Source organism: Ahniella affigens, assembly GCF_003015185.1.
In the GTDB taxonomy this organism is placed as follows: Bacteria; Pseudomonadota; Gammaproteobacteria; order Xanthomonadales; family Ahniellaceae; genus Ahniella; species Ahniella affigens.
This window is the reverse complement of sequence record NZ_CP027860.1, coordinates 3,407,398-3,424,046: the sequence shown is the minus strand read 5'-3', so window position 1 is coordinate 3,424,046 and position 16,649 is coordinate 3,407,398. Positions and strand designations below refer to the sequence as shown.

The 16,649-nt window shown below is 60.9% G+C and carries 11 protein-coding genes; 5 read left to right on the top strand and 6 right to left on the bottom strand.

Annotated features, from left to right (window positions below; translation table 11 throughout):
- Positions 1–16 precede the first annotated feature (16 nt).
- From C7S18_RS13235 to C7S18_RS13225, 3 genes are all read right to left on the bottom strand, one after another.
- A complete protein-coding gene (locus C7S18_RS13235; RefSeq protein WP_146151913.1) occupies positions 17–1,102 on the bottom strand; it encodes a TRAP transporter substrate-binding protein in 1,086 nt (361 codons plus the stop codon).
- Positions 1,103–1,197: 95 nt separating this feature from the next.
- The gene (locus tag C7S18_RS13230) at positions 1,198–1,710 is read right to left on the bottom strand and encodes a cupin domain-containing protein (protein WP_170113259.1); all 513 of its coding nucleotides are present in this window, start codon (positions 1,708–1,710) and stop codon (positions 1,198–1,200) included.
- Entirely contained in the window at positions 1,700–2,323 is a 624-nt protein-coding gene (locus C7S18_RS13225; RefSeq protein ID WP_106892018.1) for an RNA polymerase sigma factor, read from the bottom strand. The genes C7S18_RS13230 and C7S18_RS13225 overlap by 11 nt, the downstream gene beginning before the upstream one ends.
- 177 nt (positions 2,324–2,500) lie before the next feature.
- Here C7S18_RS13225 and C7S18_RS13220 point away from each other — a divergent pair, with 177 nt between their 5' ends.
- The 3 genes from C7S18_RS13220 (at position 2,501) to C7S18_RS13210 (ending at position 6,439) form a co-directional block, all read left to right on the top strand.
- Complete coding sequence (locus C7S18_RS13220) at positions 2,501–3,982, top strand: DUF4331 family protein (RefSeq protein WP_106892017.1); 1,482 nt, start codon at positions 2,501–2,503, stop codon at positions 3,980–3,982.
- A gap of 103 nt (positions 3,983–4,085) precedes the next feature.
- Positions 4,086–5,354 carry a tetratricopeptide repeat protein gene (locus tag C7S18_RS13215; RefSeq protein ID WP_146151912.1) on the top strand — a complete coding sequence of 423 codons (1,269 nt, stop codon included), beginning with the start codon at positions 4,086–4,088 and terminating at the stop codon, positions 5,352–5,354.
- The gene (locus C7S18_RS13210) at positions 5,351–6,439 is read left to right on the top strand and encodes a HupE/UreJ family protein (protein ID WP_106892015.1); all 1,089 of its coding nucleotides are present in this window, start codon (positions 5,351–5,353) and stop codon (positions 6,437–6,439) included. Before C7S18_RS13215 ends, C7S18_RS13210 begins: the two co-directional genes overlap by 4 nt.
- Positions 6,440–6,668: 229 nt before the next feature.
- On the opposite strand, the gene C7S18_RS13205 is transcribed toward C7S18_RS13210, so the two are convergent.
- The gene (locus C7S18_RS13205; protein ID WP_106892014.1) at positions 6,669–8,180 is read right to left on the bottom strand and encodes a tryptophan halogenase family protein; all 1,512 of its coding nucleotides are present in this window, start codon (positions 8,178–8,180) and stop codon (positions 6,669–6,671) included.
- Positions 8,181–8,239: 59 nt separating this feature from the next.
- Between C7S18_RS13205 and C7S18_RS13200 the strand changes: the two genes are divergently transcribed.
- Positions 8,240–11,005 (top strand): alpha-1,6-glucosidase domain-containing protein, encoded by a 2,766-nt coding sequence (locus C7S18_RS13200; protein WP_206207901.1) that lies wholly within the window; start codon positions 8,240–8,242, stop codon positions 11,003–11,005.
- A gap of 3 nt (positions 11,006–11,008) precedes the next feature.
- Positions 11,009–13,063 carry a glycoside hydrolase family 97 protein gene (locus C7S18_RS13195; RefSeq protein WP_106892013.1) on the top strand — a complete coding sequence of 685 codons (2,055 nt, stop codon included), beginning with the start codon at positions 11,009–11,011 and terminating at the stop codon, positions 13,061–13,063.
- Positions 13,064–13,289: 226 nt separating this feature from the next.
- Here the strand turns inward: C7S18_RS13195 and C7S18_RS13190 are convergent, their stop codons facing one another.
- Both C7S18_RS13190 and epmB read right to left on the bottom strand, forming a co-directional pair.
- Positions 13,290–15,359 (bottom strand): EAL domain-containing response regulator, encoded by a 2,070-nt coding sequence (locus C7S18_RS13190; RefSeq protein ID WP_106892012.1) that lies wholly within the window; start codon positions 15,357–15,359, stop codon positions 13,290–13,292.
- Between the two features lie 231 nt (positions 15,360–15,590).
- Positions 15,591–16,610 (bottom strand): EF-P beta-lysylation protein EpmB, encoded by a 1,020-nt coding sequence (epmB, locus tag C7S18_RS13185; protein ID WP_106892011.1) that lies wholly within the window; start codon positions 16,608–16,610, stop codon positions 15,591–15,593.
- Positions 16,611–16,649: the final 39 nt, after the last annotated feature.

Sequence of the window (16,649 nt, the reverse complement as noted above, 5' to 3'; positions counted from 1 at the left end):
CGACGTTCGCGCGCGTTTATCGAATCTGCTCGTACGCGGTTTCGGACATGGACCGCCAGGGCCCCAACGCTTGCTGAAACGCGCGATAGTCGGCCAGGACTCGGGCGGCAAAGGCATCGCGCGCTGCGAGTTCATCGAGCACGCGCGTTGAGGCGCGGCGGAGTGCTTCGGACACGGAGTCGGGTAGTCGGCGAAACTCGGTTTTGAATGTGTCGGAGAGCGTCTTCAATGCTTCGACATTGCCGCGCTGAAACTCCACGCGGCAGCGTTCGTATTCTTCAGCACAACAGGCACGGATGATGGTTTGCAGATCAGCGCTCAGGGCGTCGAAGCTCGGTTTGTGCAGCAGGCACTCAAGCACCGCGCCGGGCTCTTGCCATCCTGGGTAGTAGCAATAGCGCGCGACGCGATGCAGCCCGAAGGCGAGATCGTTCATCGGCGCCAACCACTCGGCGGCATCGATTTGGCCGCCACGCAAGGCTTGCAGCAGTTGGGTCCCGGGGACCGCCAGCGGCTGTGCACCCAACTTGCTGAGTACCGCTGCGCCGAGGCCTGGAATGCGGATCTTCAGGCCTTGCAAGTCTTCGAGACTCGCTATTTCGCGATTCGACCAGGCGGCGGTCTGCACACCAGTATTGCCGCACGGAATAGGCAGTACCCCGAGCGGCGCATAGAGTTCTTCCCAGAATGCGAGGCCGTTCCCGGTTTGGAACCAGGCCGAGATTTCGTCGGCCCGCATGCCGAACGGAATCGTGCAGAAGAACGGCGCCGCAGGCAGTCGCGATTGCCAGTAGTACGCGGCACTGTGACCCATCTGGACCGTGCCTTCGGCAACGGCATCCAACACGCCGAAAGGCGGCACGACCTCATTGGCATCGGACACGTCGATCTGAATGCGGCCGCCGCTTGCCGCGCCAATGCGAGCGGCGAGGCGTGCTGCTGATGCACTGAGACCCGGCGAGTCGGGTGGCCAACTTGTGGCCATGCGCCATTGCACACGCGTCGCCGTGCCGCTCGCGGTGGCAGACGGTTCAGGGCGATCCGAGCAAGCAGCCAGGGCTGCAGCACTGGCGCCGGTCAGCAGCAGGTGACGTCGTTTCATGAGCCAGCAGGGCAGGAGGGCATGGCTGAGTGTATTGAGATCGGGCGCCGGATTCACCCTGCCGGACCAAGTGTTGACGATACCTCGTGGCGACGTCAGGCGACGAGGCCCAACGCGCGTGCAAACACGGGTCTGAGCCCTGCCTCCAATTGTCCGCGGATCAACAGCGTCGTGTCGGTCTCAGCAAGAAATTCGGGGTGCTCGCTGCCGTCACCCGCCAACACAAAGTCACCAGTCTGGTAGCGAACGCCGGCCATCACGATCTGGCCCGATACCACCAGACATTCCTCTTCGTGATGATGCGCATGCTTGGGTACCCTGGCACCGGCATCGATGCGCCACAAGCTCGTCTGTGTGCCATCGGCCAAATTGGCGCGCAGCGGTTTGATCCGGACGCCCTCGCCAATTCGGTGCCAATCGCCCTCGTCGGCGCGAATGGCGGCAATGCCGGGGAGCACCGTGGCGCGATTGCTGGCTGCGAGCCGCTCGGTCAGACGGGCGCCGAGCGCGGCTTTACGAGCTGGGTCCAGAGCTGGATTTGGGAGGCGCTCCAGCACGTCACCGAGTAATTTCTCGTCGGTCATCGCTTCCGTTGGGTCAGTGGCCATGATGAACATCCTTTTGTTCCAGAAATCCGCGCATGCGCATCATGCCACGCCGGATCTGCGACTTGACGGTGCCTAAAGGCAGCCCCGTCCGGTCGGCCAGATCCTGGTGGCTCAGACCTTCGAGGAAGGCCTGCTCGACCAGCACACGCTGCGCTTCGGGCAGTGCCCGAAGTGCAGCGCGCACGAGGTCGCCTGATTGCCGGTCGGCAATCAGGGTCGCGCTTTCTGGAGCATCCGAGGCCAAGGCGTCGGCCAGATGCAGTTCCTGTTGCAAAGAACTGAAACGTTGCAGATCGCCCCGCCGGCGGCAGAGGTCGAGCGCACGCGAATGCGCCATCACCAACAGCCAGGCCGCCACGGAGCCGCGGGTCTCGCAATACTGCCCGGCTTGCTCGAAGGCCTGCATGAACACGTCGAGAACCACCTCTTCAGTGTCTTCGACGTTGCGGAGCACTCTGAGCGCCGTCGCATGCACTTTGTCGGCGAGGAGCTCAAACAACTCGCGTACTGCGCTCTGATCGCGCCGAACCATGCGTGCCACCAATTGCTGCGCCGGACTCTGGATCGGTGCGCGCACCAATCCGGGTTCCTCTATCGTTCTTAAAGCATTCATGCGATCACCCCGGTCATCCCGTCCTGACCTGTTCAGTGCTTAAGACCCACCTATTCGGAAAAATCTTTCGCGACCTGTCTTTCGTCAGGAACGATGATGTTTGCTGCATCCGATCGCCGGTCCGCCCCGTAGTGTGCTTTGGAACGAGTCCATGGTGGGCTCGACCGGAGACCTTCAATGCGAATGATGTATGCCGCCCTGGCCTTGGCGCTGGGCGGAGCTCTCTCTCAGTCATGCGTCGCGTCCAGCCATCGCGAGGCGCTGGCTGTCCTCAATGAGCCCTGTGCCGATACCACTGATATTTACGCCTGGGTCAGCCCCGGCCAGCACGACAAGCTGTACTTGATCGCCAATTTTCTGCCACTGCACGAACCGGGCCAGGGCAATCAGGGGCTGCGCGCCTGCAGCAACTATCGCTATGAATTTCACATTGGCAAGGGCGCGAGTCTGGCTGACGTGATGACGTATCGCGTCGAGTTCACGCTCGGTTATCCGACCGACGCGCCTGCAGGCCCCAATGACACGCCGCTCGGTGGCAACGAATTGCTGTGGCAGATCACGGGTGGTACGGAAACGTTCAAGGTCACGCGCGTACCGGCGCAAGGTGCGCCAGTAGAGCTTGGTACCGCATTGGACGTCGCGCCAAACAACCATGGGCCGCAAACGGATCGGTTGGTCAATGGGCTGGGGCCGTTTCAGGGTTATGAGTCCGGCAACAACACGAGCCGCGAAGTGGGCTTGTTCAATGACGCCTTCATCCAGGCGAATTATGTGCATGCCCTGCGTGGCGGCGGACGCGCGTTTGCCGGGCAGCGCGACGATCCGTTCTACTTGGATGAGAAGGGCATTTTCGACTTGGTGAACCTGTGCCAGAAGGGGCTGTTCAACCTGCCCGGCGCACGTGATACCGATTGCGAAGACGTATTCACGGGCTTCAACCTGTTCACGATTGCGCTGGAATTGCCGATCACGGAACTGTTCCCGAACGGCATCCCGCACAATGGCGAACTGCGCGCTGACAGCACCGACAGTCTGTTGCGCGTGTGGTTTCAGGTGAATCGTCGCGCGTTGGAAGTGGTTGATCCATTCGACAACCCAGCGGGCTTTCTGTATGCCGGGCCATGGTCGCAGGTCGGCCGCCAGGCCATACCGCTCTTCAACGCTGGCCTCGTTGGCACGCAACGGCAAACCAAGTATCTGCGCACCACGCCGGCCACGGACGTCACCAATTTTGGTGCAGACATCCTCTATCCGGTGCTGGTCCGTGACGCGGAGTTGCTCGGTATCTACGCGGCGCTCGGCATCGATCCTGGTGCCGCGGGGCTTAAAGGGCCGCGGCTCGACATCATCAACGCGATCAATCTGGGGCGACCGATTCCCGTGCGGGATGGGTCCACCGGGGACGTGCTGACGCTCGATGTGGCGCTCGATTCGCAGTTTCCGAACGGTCGCAGGTTGGAGGGCGGTAGCGCCCCGAATCGGGAGCAAGTCGATGTCAGTGACGCGCTGATCAGTCTGATTGTCGCCGGCAATCCGGCAGCTGGCGCAGGCGACGGCGTGGACGGCAACGACAAGAACTACCTGACCGAGTTTCCGTTTGTGCCGGCACCACATGAGGGTCTGAATGGCGGCCATGGCGGAACCAATCGCTTGCAGTAAGATGCAAGCTGGCGTCAGATCAGACTCAGCCGAAAGGTGCGCCCGCGATGTTCGCGGGCGCATGCTGTGTGTCACTGGCAGCGCGCAAACTTGGGTGGCTAACGTGCGAAATTGGTGTGGCAACTTGGCGATTGGGCTCGGCGCGATTGCGGCGCTGGCCGCGTTGGCCGCGTGCGCGCCACAGCATCAGTCTGGCGGCGGATCTGCGGGCGTTGCGGCGGATTGGTGCTTTCAAGGGGTGACCGCGCCATCGGCGGCCAGGTCTGATGGTGGCCGCTACCGCCAGGGATTTCGGTGGCTCGACCAAGCCAGGCAAACCGGTGATCCGGGCTTTCTGATTGCCGCGGCGGCCTGCGCCGATCTCAACGAGGCAGGTGGCGAATCAGCGCCAGCGTTGAGCGCTGATGCAAACGTCAATCTCCTGCGCATGCAAGTGATGATGAGTCGCCATGAGTTTGCGCGTGCGCAGGCTTATGGCGAATCGTGGCTGGCGACGGGCGAGGCACCGCCACTGGCAATGCTGCTGGTCAGCGACGCGTTGCTTGAGTTGGGCAGGGTGACCGAAGCAACCGAGCTCGCGAATCAAGCCATGCGCGCTCGGCCCGACCAGAATGCGTATGCGCGCGTCGCGCATTTGCGCTGGTTACATGGCGAAATCGAAGGCGCGAAAGCGATGTACCTGGACCTGTTGCAAAACCGCAATCCGGTCCATCCAGAAGTCAATGCGCAGCGCTTTTTGGAATTGGCCAAGCTCGTGCAGATGCAAGGCGATCAGGCAGGCGCCAGGGCGCTGGTTCAGGCAGGCCTTCGCGACCTGCCGGATCATCGCGACAGTCTGTTGTGGGTCGGCCGCACGGCACTCGCCGCGAACGATGCCGCCGCAGCACACGATGCGCTGCGTCGGCTCGAACAAGGGTTTGTCGATATTCCGGTTCTGGCGCTGAAGCGCGATCTGGCCCGCTTGGAACAGCGCGATGCCGAGATGCAGGCGCTGAATGCGCGAATCGATCAACTCGGGCGCCGGGGTGAGGGCTTCGCCTATGCCCTGGACTTGCTCGCGCGTCAAACGGCCCCAGAGCGTGCGCTCGCGTTGATTCAGGCGGAACGCCGCAGCCGTCACGGATTGGAACTGGACGCTGCCGAGGCCAACGCGCTCATGCAATTGGGCCGGGCCGATGCTGCGCTGCCTGCGATTGAACAGGCACTGCGATTTGGTACGCCCGAGCCCACGTGGCTGTCGTTGCGCGCCGAGATTCTGACGCGTCTGAATCGCCCGGAGGATGCGCAACTTGCGATGGCCAATGTTGCGGCGATCCAAGTGCTTCTGTCTTCGTCTGATCACACAATACCCCCAACTGCTCGGAGCCCATGATGCGACTCGCGCTGCTGCTGTTTGTGATGGCCCTCTACAGTGCGTCAGCTGTGGCCCATGAGCCGGGTGTCTCCAAGGGCTCGTATCAGCCGAACGGCGAGCAACTGGATGTGGTCTGGATGTTTTCCAGCCGCGAACTCGCGGCAATGCTCCCGGAGCTGGATCAAGGTTCAGCGAGTCCCAACAATGGTGATCTCGACTTGTTGGAGGTGCGCGCGGGGGCGGCACAGATTTGGAGCGCACTGGACATGCCCGCGGCGTGGCAGTCAGCGCATTGCACGACCAGTGCGCCGAGCATCGAGCGCGTCGAGTTCGACGGTGTGGCGATTCGCTTCCAGGCGCAATGTACCCCAGCGCTGCCCGCAAGCCTGACCTTGCCGTTTTTGGCCAAGCTTCGAGTCGGGCATCGGCATCTCGCCGAGATCGGCACGCCACCGCGCCTGCAAGCGTTATCAGAAGCCAATAGCACGCTGAATCTGGACCCAGCTGCTGCTGCCGCGCCCGGCGTACTGGCCTTGTATACGTCCGGCATCGAGCACATTCTGACCGGCCTCGATCACATGGCGTTTCTGCTGGGGCTGGTGTTGCTGCCGCTGACGTGGCGGCGGATGCTGCTGATGATCACGGCGTTCACGGTCGGGCACAGCATCAGTCTGGCGTTGGCGTTGCTTGCCGGGATCAGCATGAGTCCGGCCGTCGTCGAGCCGTTGATCGCGTTGAGCGTGGTGTATGTGGCGCTCGATAATCTGATCAGCAAGCAGGCGGGGAATCGCTGGTGGCTTTGTCTTCCGTTTGGGCTGATTCATGGCTTCGGCTTTGCTGGTGCGCTCGGCGCGATTCAGGCCAGTGGCCAGACACTGTTGCTCAGCCTGCTCAACTTCAATCTGGGGATCGAGACCGGACAGCTTGGCCTCGTCGCCGTTCTGCTGCCGTTGCTCGCGCTATTGCGTCGGGTCGATCAGCGACTGCAAGGCGATGCGCCGACGTTGCCGTGGCGGGTTGGGCACAGCATGGCGATTGCGAATGGGCTGCTGGTGCTCGCGGGCAGCCTGTGGTTTGTCGAGCGCGTGGGCTGGCTCACGTGACGGCGGTATCGGTATCGTCGCAATTATTCCGGCGGCGTGCTGCCAATGCGGGTGTGCCGGTTGAATCGCCGCAACTATGGAGCCTCTGAACAAGTTCAGAGGCGACGCGGGCCATGGATGGCCCGCCCAGAATCAAGCGCGCAAGTGCTTGATTCTGGGCATTGAGTCCGGACACGTGCCGGACTCAATGCGGGTCTGAAAGTCCAGGATGGACTTATTCAGACCCTCCCTATAAATCCGGCGCCCGGCAGTGCTGCTGGATGAAGGCTGCATGGTCGGGCATGACCTCTGCCGCGCGTTGCATCACGCCCTGAATGCCGCCAACGAATTGCTCAAGCTCGCGCTGGTCGAGCAGGTCGACCATCGGATGCCAGCCCTTGGGGATGACGTTTTGGCCGAGCAAGACCTGAATCCAGCTGACTTCGGTGAACAGTTCCTCCTGGTCGCGGAAAATGCGGCCATGCGATTTGAAGAGATCGATTTTGTGCGCCAGTGTGTCGGGAACGCCGTGTTCGCGACAGCGGATCCAAAACGGGCTGTCATCGCGCTCATTGGCTTTGTAGTGCAGCAGAATGAAGTCGCGTGCCCGTTCGAATTCGAATTGCACTTGCCGGTTGTATTCGGCGATATCGACTTCCGAGAAAGCGCGGGTCGGAAAAAACGCGACGAGTTTGGCGATGCTCGACTGAATGAAGTGGATGCTCGTTGATTCGAGCGGTTCCAGGAATCCACTCGACAAACCGATCGCGACACAGTTCTTGTTCCAGAAGCGCTTACGCATGCCGGTGACAAATCGGAGCGGTCGCGGTTCGGCCAACGCTTTGCCATCGAGATTGGCCAGCAGCGTCGCGGTCGCTTCGTCATCGCTGATGTAATCGCTGCAGTAGACGTAGCCATTCCCGATTCGATGTTGCAGCGGTATGCGCCACTGCCAGCCTGCCGTGCGGGCGGTCGAGCGGGTGTAGGGCGTAAATGGCGAGACCGAACTGCAAGGTACGGCCAGCGCGCGGTTACAGGGCAGCCAATCGCTCCAGTCGTCATAGCCTGTTTTCAGCGCCTGTTCGATTAACAGGCCGCGAAAGCCGGAGCAATCGATAAACAGGTCGCCGGTGACTTCCCGGCCATCATTGAGTCGGACGCTTTGAATAAAACCATCGTCAGGTCGCAGCACCGTATCGGTGATCTTGCCCTCCAGCCGCTGCACGCCGCGCGCCTCGGATAGACCGCGCAGATACCGTGCATAAAGACTCGCGTCGAAATGGAATGCGTAATAGATCTGCGACAGCGGCGAATTGGGCTTGTTGATGGGGCGCATGAAACGGTTCAGCCGCGAGGCGACCGTGTTGAACGTGTAGTCGCCCAGTTCGCCGGCCTTGCCTTGCTGCTTGAGTTTCAGCCAGTACTGATAGAACTGCACGAGTCCCAGATCGCGCCCGCCAACTGGGCCAAACGCGTGCATGTAGCGGTGACCGAGACGGGTCCAATCGACAAACTCGATACCGAGCTTGAAGCTGCCCTGGGTCTTCCGAATGAAATCGTTTTCATCGAGCCCGAGCGTGGCATTGAACAGCCGAATCTGTGGGATGGTTGCCTCCCCTACGCCAACGGTGCCGATTTCGTCGGACTCGATCAGGATCAGTTCGAGACCGCGCGGAAACAGTTTGGACAAGGTGGCGGCGGTCATCCAACCGGCAGTTCCACCGCCGACGATGACGACCCGTTGGATGGCTGACTCAGACATGGCAGGCAAGAATGGCAATGCAGAAGCACCGATCGTATCCCGCTGTCGGCAGAAAGTGCATGCATACGAATGCAGCGCGCCACCGACCGCTGCGACTGCAGACACGGCTGTGGCTGTTTGCGCTGTGCGTGTTGATGGCGGGGTTCGCTACGGCACGCGCGGCGTCGTTAGGGGACTGTGATCAGGCGAGCCACGCGACGACCTTGAGTGCCAGTGCCCCAGGTACCGCAACCGATGCCAGCGCCGTGTGGCTCAATGACCGGTTACTGCGTTGGCCGGGACTGTCCGGCGCGAATCAGTATCGGCTTTACGGCAGCGCGCGAGCAGCAGTGCAGGCCAGTGCCGGCAATGTTGTCGTCGGGGCGGCGTGGCAACTCCCGCTGACTGTCAGCGCCGAAGCGCTGCCGACGGATCTTGCCGCGCGGTATGCGTACCTGGGCTCGGGCGTGCAGTTGCAACTTGCTGAAAGCGATCGGCAGACGATGGCGTCGCAGCTCTCAGCGCAGTGGATCCTGGTTCAGGAAGACGCCAATCGTCGCGTTATTCGGGCAACGCATTTGCAATGGCCGGGCTACCTGGATGCACGGTTCGCCGCGGCTGCCGATGCGGCGCTCGGGACGTCGGTCGGCGCTGCCCAGACGCGTTTCAGGCTGTGGGCGCCGACTGCTCAGGCTGTCGCGGTCTGCCTGTACCCCGATGCGCGAGCGACGGCGACCGAACTGATAGACCTGCAGCCAGATACCGCGACCGGCGTGTGGTCTGTCGATTTGAATCGGGATCTGCACGGTCAGGTGTTTACGTATCTGGTCGATGTCTATGTCCGCGGCACCGGGCTCGTCCGCAATCGCGTCACGGATCCGTACTCGGTGTCGTTGACCGCCAACTCCAAGCGCAGCGGGATCTTGGACCTCAAACGCGCCGATACGATGCCCTTGCATTGGGGGCAGCGCGCCAAGCGGCTGCGACGCGCCCGTGCGACCGATATGGTGATTTACGAGCTGCATGTGCGCGATTTTTCGGCCAATGATCCGAGCGTGCCGGCCGATCATCGTGGCAAGTATTTGGCGTTCACGGATACCGACAGCCAGGGGATGCATCACCTGCAGGCATTGGCAGATGCGGGACTGACCGACGTGCATCTTCTGCCGGTATTTGATCTGGCGACGGTTCCGGAACTGAATTGTGCCGAGCCGGTCATCACCGGCAGCGGCGACAGTGGCAACCCACAAGCCATCATTCAGAATCAAAAATCCAACGATTGCTTCAATTGGGGTTATGACCCGTTTCATTTTACGGCTCCGGAAGGCAGCTACGCGACCGATCCCGAAGACCCCCGAGTCCGCGTGCGCGAGTTCCGGGCCATGGTGCAGGGCCTCAATCAACTCGGGCTCAGTGTGGGCATGGATGTGGTCTACAACCACACCAGTGCCGCCGGGCAAGACGCCAAGTCGGTGCTCGATCGGATCGTTCCGGGCTACTACCAGCGCCTGAACGCGCAAGGCGGGGCGGAGACGTCGACCTGTTGTCAGAACACCGCGACCGAGCACCTGATGATGGCCAAGCTGATGATCGACTCGACCGTGACCTGGGTGCGCGAGTTCGGGATCGAGTCGTTTCGGTTCGATCTGATGGGCCATCAACCGCGCGATGCCATGCTGCGTTTGCAAGCCGCAGTCGATGCGGCCCGTGATCGGTCGGTGCCGCTATTGGGCGAAGGCTGGAACTTCGGTGAAATCGCCAACGGATCGCGCTTTGTGCAGGCCTCGCAGCTGTCATTGAATGGCACGGGCATCGGCACGTTTTCTGATCGCGCGCGTGACGCCGTGCGCGGCGGCGGTCCGGGTGACAATGATCAGCGGCTGATTTCGGCGCAGGGTTACATCAACGGTCTCCTGTACGATCGAAACGCGCAAGGCAGCGGCAACACGCAGGACTTGATGCGGACGGCCGACCTGGTGCGTGTCGGGCTGGCCGGCTCGATTCGCAGTTACGAATTCCAGGACTACCTCGGGCAAACGAAGCGTCTGGAGCAGATTCAGTACGGTGGCAGCCAGCCTGCCGGCTACGTGCTGGAGCCAAGCGAGGTCGTCAATTACGTCGAGAATCACGACAATCAGACGCTGTTCGACATCAATGTGTTCAAGCTGCCGACGGCCACGAGCAAGGACGATCGCGCGCGCGCGCAAATGCTGGCCGTGGCCATCAACATGTTCAGTCAGGGCACAGCGTATTTCCATGCCGGCGTTGAGCTGCTGCGGAGCAAGTCGCTGGATCGGAACAGCTACGACTCGGGCGACTGGTTCAATCGTCTGGATTTCAGCGCTACCGACAACTACTTCGCCACCGGGCTGCCGCCACAGCAGGACAATGGGGCAACCTGGGGCTTGATGCGGCCCTATCTGAACAATCCGGGAATCAAGCCAGAACCCGCGCAGATCCGTTTTGCGCGAGCGATGTTTCTGGACTTGTTGCGAATCCGCGCCAGCACGCAGTTGCTGCGGCTGCCCACAGCAGCAGCGATCCATTCGCGATTGCGATTTGCCAACACCGGGCCGAGTCAGATTCCGACATTGCTCGTTGGTCGTCTCGATGGCCGCGGGTTGGTCGGCGAGCGATTTCAAGCGCTCACGTATCTGATCAATGTCGACAAGAATCCGGTTTCGATCACGATTGCCGACGCCGCGGATCAGGACTGGGTGTTGCATCCCGTGCAGCGCTCCCCTCGATCCGCTGATGCGCGGCTACGGAAGGATTCCCGCTTTGACCGTGCTACTGGCCGTTTCACGATTCCGGCTCGAACGGCCGCCGTATTCGTTCTGGAGTAACTCATGACCAACCAAATCGCCGCGCTGCTTGTTCTCGCTCTGATGTCCTGGTCCGGCACGTCGCTTCAGGCCGCCGAGCCCCCAAAACGTGCCGAACCGGTTGCCGTGATCGATTCGCCCGGCGAGGTTCTGCGCCTGGAAGTCGGGCTCGATGAGGGGCGCGCGAACTATTCCGTGCGACGCTTCGGGCAGCCGTTGTTTGCGCCGTCCCGATTGGGTTTTTTGCTTAGGGGTGTTGAGAAGTTGGAGCGGAACCTGGTCGTGACCGGAACCGATACGCGGCACGTCGATGAAACGTGGGAGCAACCTTGGGGTGAGTCACGCTTGGTGGTTAACCGGTTTCAGGAACTACGCGTGCATTTCGCTGAGACGCTGAAGGCCAAGCGTGTGTTCGATGTGGTGTTTCGGGTGTATGACGATGGCTTCGGATTTCGCTACGAGTTTCCGAAGCAGCGGAACATGAGTGAGTTGATCATTGACGATGAACTCACCGAGTTTCATCTGATTCCAAAGGCGACGGCATGGTGGATTCCCGCTGGCGAGTGGAATCGCTATGAGTATCTGTACAACACGACGCCGTTGACGGAAGTCGGGCAGGCGCACACGCCGATGACCGTGCGCACCGATCAAGGCCTGCACCTGTCGTTTCATGAAGCGGCGCTCGTTGACTACGCGTCGATGTGGCTGCGGCGGGTCGAAGGGCAGCGCTTCAAGGCGCAACTGGCGCCCGCTTCGGAAGGTTGGAAGGTGCGCCGGCAGACCCCTTTCAACACGCCGTGGCGCACTGTGACGATTGCCGATCAGGCTGGTGGGCTGGTCGAATCAAATCTGATCCTCAACTTGAATGAACCAAACAAGCTGGGTGACGTGTCATGGTTCCAGCCGGCGAAGTACGTGGGCGTTTGGTGGACGATGCATTTGGAACATGCGTCGTGGGCACGCGGGCCCAAGCATGGGGCGACAACGGCGGAGACCAGACGCTACATTGACTTTGCCGCGGCGAATGGATTCCGCGGCGTGCTGGTGGAAGGCTGGAACACGGGCTGGGATGGCAATTGGTTTGGTGATGGAAACGACTTCAATTTCACTCAGCCGACCGAAGACTTCGACTTGGAAGACTTGGCCGCGTACGCCAAATCAAAAGGGGTGCATCTGATTGGCCATCATGAAACCGGTGGCGCCGTGTCGCACTATGAGCAGCAATTGAAACCGGCGCTCGATCTGTATGCCAGGCTTGGCGTTGATGTCATCAAGACCGGCTATGTCGCCGATGCGGGTCAAATCGAGCGCTTTGATCGCTCGGGCGGCCCAGTCATGCGCGAATGGCATGATGGTCAGTGGATGTCGAATCATCATCTGCGAGTCGTTCAAGAAGCAGCAAAGCGCAAGATTGCGATCAACCCGCATGAGCCAATCAAGGATACGGGCTTGCGGCGCACTTACCCGAATTGGGTTGCCCGCGAAGGGGCGCGCGGCATGGAATACGCAGCCTGGGGGAATCCGCAGAACCCGCCCGAGCACGAGGTCAATTTGGTGTTCACCCGGATGTTGTCTGGGCCGATGGACTACACGCCTGGGATCGTGTCGCTGCAAGGTCGGGCAAGCCCGATTCCGTCGACGCTCGCCCGCCAATTGGCTTACTACGTCGTGATTTACAGTCCGATTCAGATGGCCGCTGATCTGCCCGAGCACTATGCGGCGCGTCCCGATGCGTTTCAGTTCATCAAGGATGTGGCGGTGGACTGGCAGGAGACCCGAGTGCTGAACGGCGAAGTGGGCGACTACGTGACCATTGCGCGCAAGGACCGCCACAGCGAGCAGTGGTTCTTAGGCGCATTGACGGACGAGCAGGGGCGGGTGTTGAACGTGCCGTTGTCCTTTCTCAGCGCCGGGCAAAAATATCGCGCCGAAATCTATGCCGATGGCGCCAAGGCGCATTACCTCGACAATCGGTTCGACTTTCGCACGGAGCAACGCGAGGTCACCGCCGATACCGTGATCAGTATTCGGCTAGCGGCGGGCGGCGGGCAGGCGATCCGGTTTGTGCCGGTGGAGTAGGGAGTTGGTTTGCTTCGAGTACCCCGGCGCTGTCGCCTGGGCTGGCGGCGAGCGCCATTCGCATTGTTTTGTAGGAGGGGCTTCGGGTCCGAACCGATCTTGCGGCGAGATTGGTTCGCGGCTGAAGCCGCTCCCACAAAAACCGCATGACCTTCAGGCCCGAACAAACTTGCGGCGAGATTGGTTCGCGGCTGCAGCCGCTCCGACAAAATCGATTGAGCGAGGCTCAACCGAAATCGTATGCCATGACCTTTTCGGGTTCCTGCAGGAAGTTGCCCTGCACGAAATTGACGCCACACGAGAACAGGATCGACATGCTGGCTGCGTCTTCGACGAACTCGGCAATCGTAACTTTGTCGATGCTACGGGCCATGTCACAGATTTCGCGAATCTTGGCCTGATTGTCCTTGTTGCGTGGCAATTCTGCCATGTACGTGCGGTCGATCTTGATGTAATCGGGGTCGACCAGCTTCAGCGTTTGCTGGGAGTTCAAACCGCTGCCGTACTGCTCGATTGCAAACGCGCAATTCAGTTGTTGCAGGCCCTTGCGGAATTCGCGTACGGATGAAATCGACGCGCCGATCTTGCTTTCGGGCATCTCGAAAACCAGTGATTGCGCGCGCAGGCGCGCTTGCGCCAGTTGGGCGCCGATCCACGGGATCAACTTGGGGTCTTCGATCGATTTTGGCGTGATTTTGATGAAAAACGTGCTGCGGCGTTTTTCGCGCTCACGCTCCATCGCAACCCTGATGGCCTTGCTGATCACCCAGCGGTCGATGGCAGGCATCAGGCCATGGCGGTCGGCAATCGGCAGGAAGAAATTCGGCATGATCTCGCCCTTCGGACCATGCAGACGAATCAGGATTTCGTAGAACTCGCCATCTTCGCCTTGCAGCGAAATGACGGGCTGATAGAACAGCACAAAGCCGTCGTGAGCCAGCGCATCTTTGACCAGGTTCAGCCAGGCGCGATGCTTTTCGGCATCGGCCTTCTCCTGCGCAGCCGGATCGTGCACCGTCAACCGATTCCCACCTTCGGCCTGCGCCGTTCGCAGCGCCGACGCGGCTTCGGCCATGATGGACTCGGGTTTGGCAATCTTCTCGCCAATCAGCAAGCCGCCCGCGCTGACGAGCACATTGATTGAGCGTTGATTCAACTCGAACACATGCTCAACAAAGGCGCTCAAGAGCTTCTTGAATGCCGCTTCCGCTTGATCATGGCTGACTCGCGACAGAATCGCCGCGAAGGTATGTTCGCCAATGCGGCCAATGATGGCCTTGTTGCCAAGTGCCTGCTGAATCACTTTTGCCACGTCGGCGAGCAGCAAATCGGCGTTCGCCACGCCGACGGTCTCCAGCACCTTCTTGTAACCGTCTGGTTCGACCAGGACGAGCGCAAGATCGCTCTTGCCCGAGGCGGCCTCGGCCGCGATGCGGTCGATCTCGATGAGAAAGTGCGCGCGGTTCAGCATGCCAGTCGCCATATCGATCTGTTTCAGGCGAGCAAGTTCTGCCGCCTGTTCGGCGCTGCCTTCGTTCTGGCGGAACGTAATCTGGAGGCAGGGCTCCCCTTCGAAGGTGGCCTTGTCGAACACCATGACGGCGTCGAACTCGCTACCGTCCAGTTTTTGCGCCTTGATTTCGAGGCGATCGGGCGGGTCTTCGCCCTTGGACAGCCGCTTCAGCAGCGTTTTGAAGCTGTCGGCGTGACCCCCGCCGATCATGTCCAGCATGGGGTTGCCTTCAATCTCTTCGAAGGACTCGTAGCCGAACATCTCGAGATAGGCCCGGTTTGCCCGCACATGCATGCCTTCGTGAATGAAGGCGATCGGCTCGCTGGACGAGTCGAGCAGGGCGTCACATCGCTTTTCGACTTCTCTCAAGGCAATTTCGAGCTTGCGCACGGCGCGGCGCATGCTGACATCTTCAAATTCACGTTTGACGATTCGTTGTACATGTTCCGGGCGGCTGCGAATGGCCGCGGCGCGTGCGCCTGTCTGGAACACATTCATCATGGTTTCTTCGTTGACCTCGGCGAGCAGCGCAATGACGGCAATATCTTTGCCGGAGCGCACCACCGCTTCGACTGTTTCGGTCAGCGTCGGGCGACGGTTGGCAGAGCTGCATAGCACCAGATCCGGCGGTGTGTCGGTGATCATCTGGGTCAGTTGCGGCAAACTTTCGGCGCGGCTCGGGCGCACCGGAATGCCCCCGTTCCGGAGCATGCTTACGAGTTGTTCCGCAGTCTCCATGGAGTCTTCCACCATCAGGAGACGAACGACTTGTTCTTTCTGCATACCACCAACCTGGACGTAGGCTGCCTTTGTAATCGATTCCGGTGGGCGCTGCCAAGCCTTAATTGGGTGGTTGCCCCAACCGGCCCTGGGAAAACGCGTGTCCCGGGTGCTTTTTTCACTGCAAATCCGCCTTCGGACAGAAGACGCGCCCGATGAATCAATCACTTGCGTGATTGATTGGCGGCTGCGCCAGGCCCGGTGCAACCGAACAGGCTGGTATCCATCGGCCGACTAAGGCTGAAAGGCGGGCGTTTTGGCCGGTTCCCCAGCGATCTCGCGCACGAATTTTGGCACCAGATAACCCGGCAGACTGTTTCGGAGTCCACGTTCTAGTGCGGCAGCCTCCGTTGCATCGACCTCGAAATGGGCGGTCCCGGCCACCCGGTCCAGCAGATGCAGGTAATAAGGCAGCACGCCGAGTTCGATCAGTCGTTCGGACAGTTCGGACAACGATTCCAGCCGATCGTTGACTCCACGGAGCAACACACTCTGATTGAGCAGCTGGACGCCGGCTTGCCGCAGATCGGACAGCGCCTGCCCGACTGGGGCATCGAGCTCCTGGGCATGATTGGCATGAATCACCATGACCTGCGTTTTGGGGCTGTTTCGAAACAACTGTAACAAGCCGGAGTCGATCCGTTCCGGGAGGACGATCGGCAGCCGGGTGTGGATCCGAATGCGCCGGATCGACGGCAATTCGGCCAGCGCCTCATAGAGCGACGCCAGTTTTGCATTCGACAATGACAGCGGATCGCCGCCAGAAAGCAGCACTTCGTCAATATCGGTACGGTCCCGCAGATACGACAGCGCCGGGCGCCAATGGTCCTTGGCGGCCGTTTCGTCGGCGTACGGAAAATGTCGGCGGAAGCAGTACCGGCAATGAATGGCGCAACTGCCCGTGGCGATCAGCAAGGCGCGGCCCTGGTACTTGTGCAGGACGCCGTCACCCGCTTTGGCTGCCGCGTCGCCAACGGCATCCAAGTTGAATCCGGGGACCGGACGGTCCTCGGCATTGAGGGGCAAAACTTGCCTGAGCAGTGGGTCGTGACGGTCGCCCCGGCGCATTTTGGCCACATAGCCCCTCGGCACGCGCAGGGGAAATGCCGCGAGACCGGCGTCTGCCAAGTCTGCCGCCAAGTCGGTAAGTCCAAGCAGATCAAGCAGTTCCAGCGGGTCGGTGACCGCATCGCGCCACAACCGACGCCAGTCGGCGGGCTCGGGTTTCTTCGAATTGCTAGTTCCCGGTATCATTTCCAAGTCTCGCCGGGCGTCCGGCTCGGCAGCAAAGAC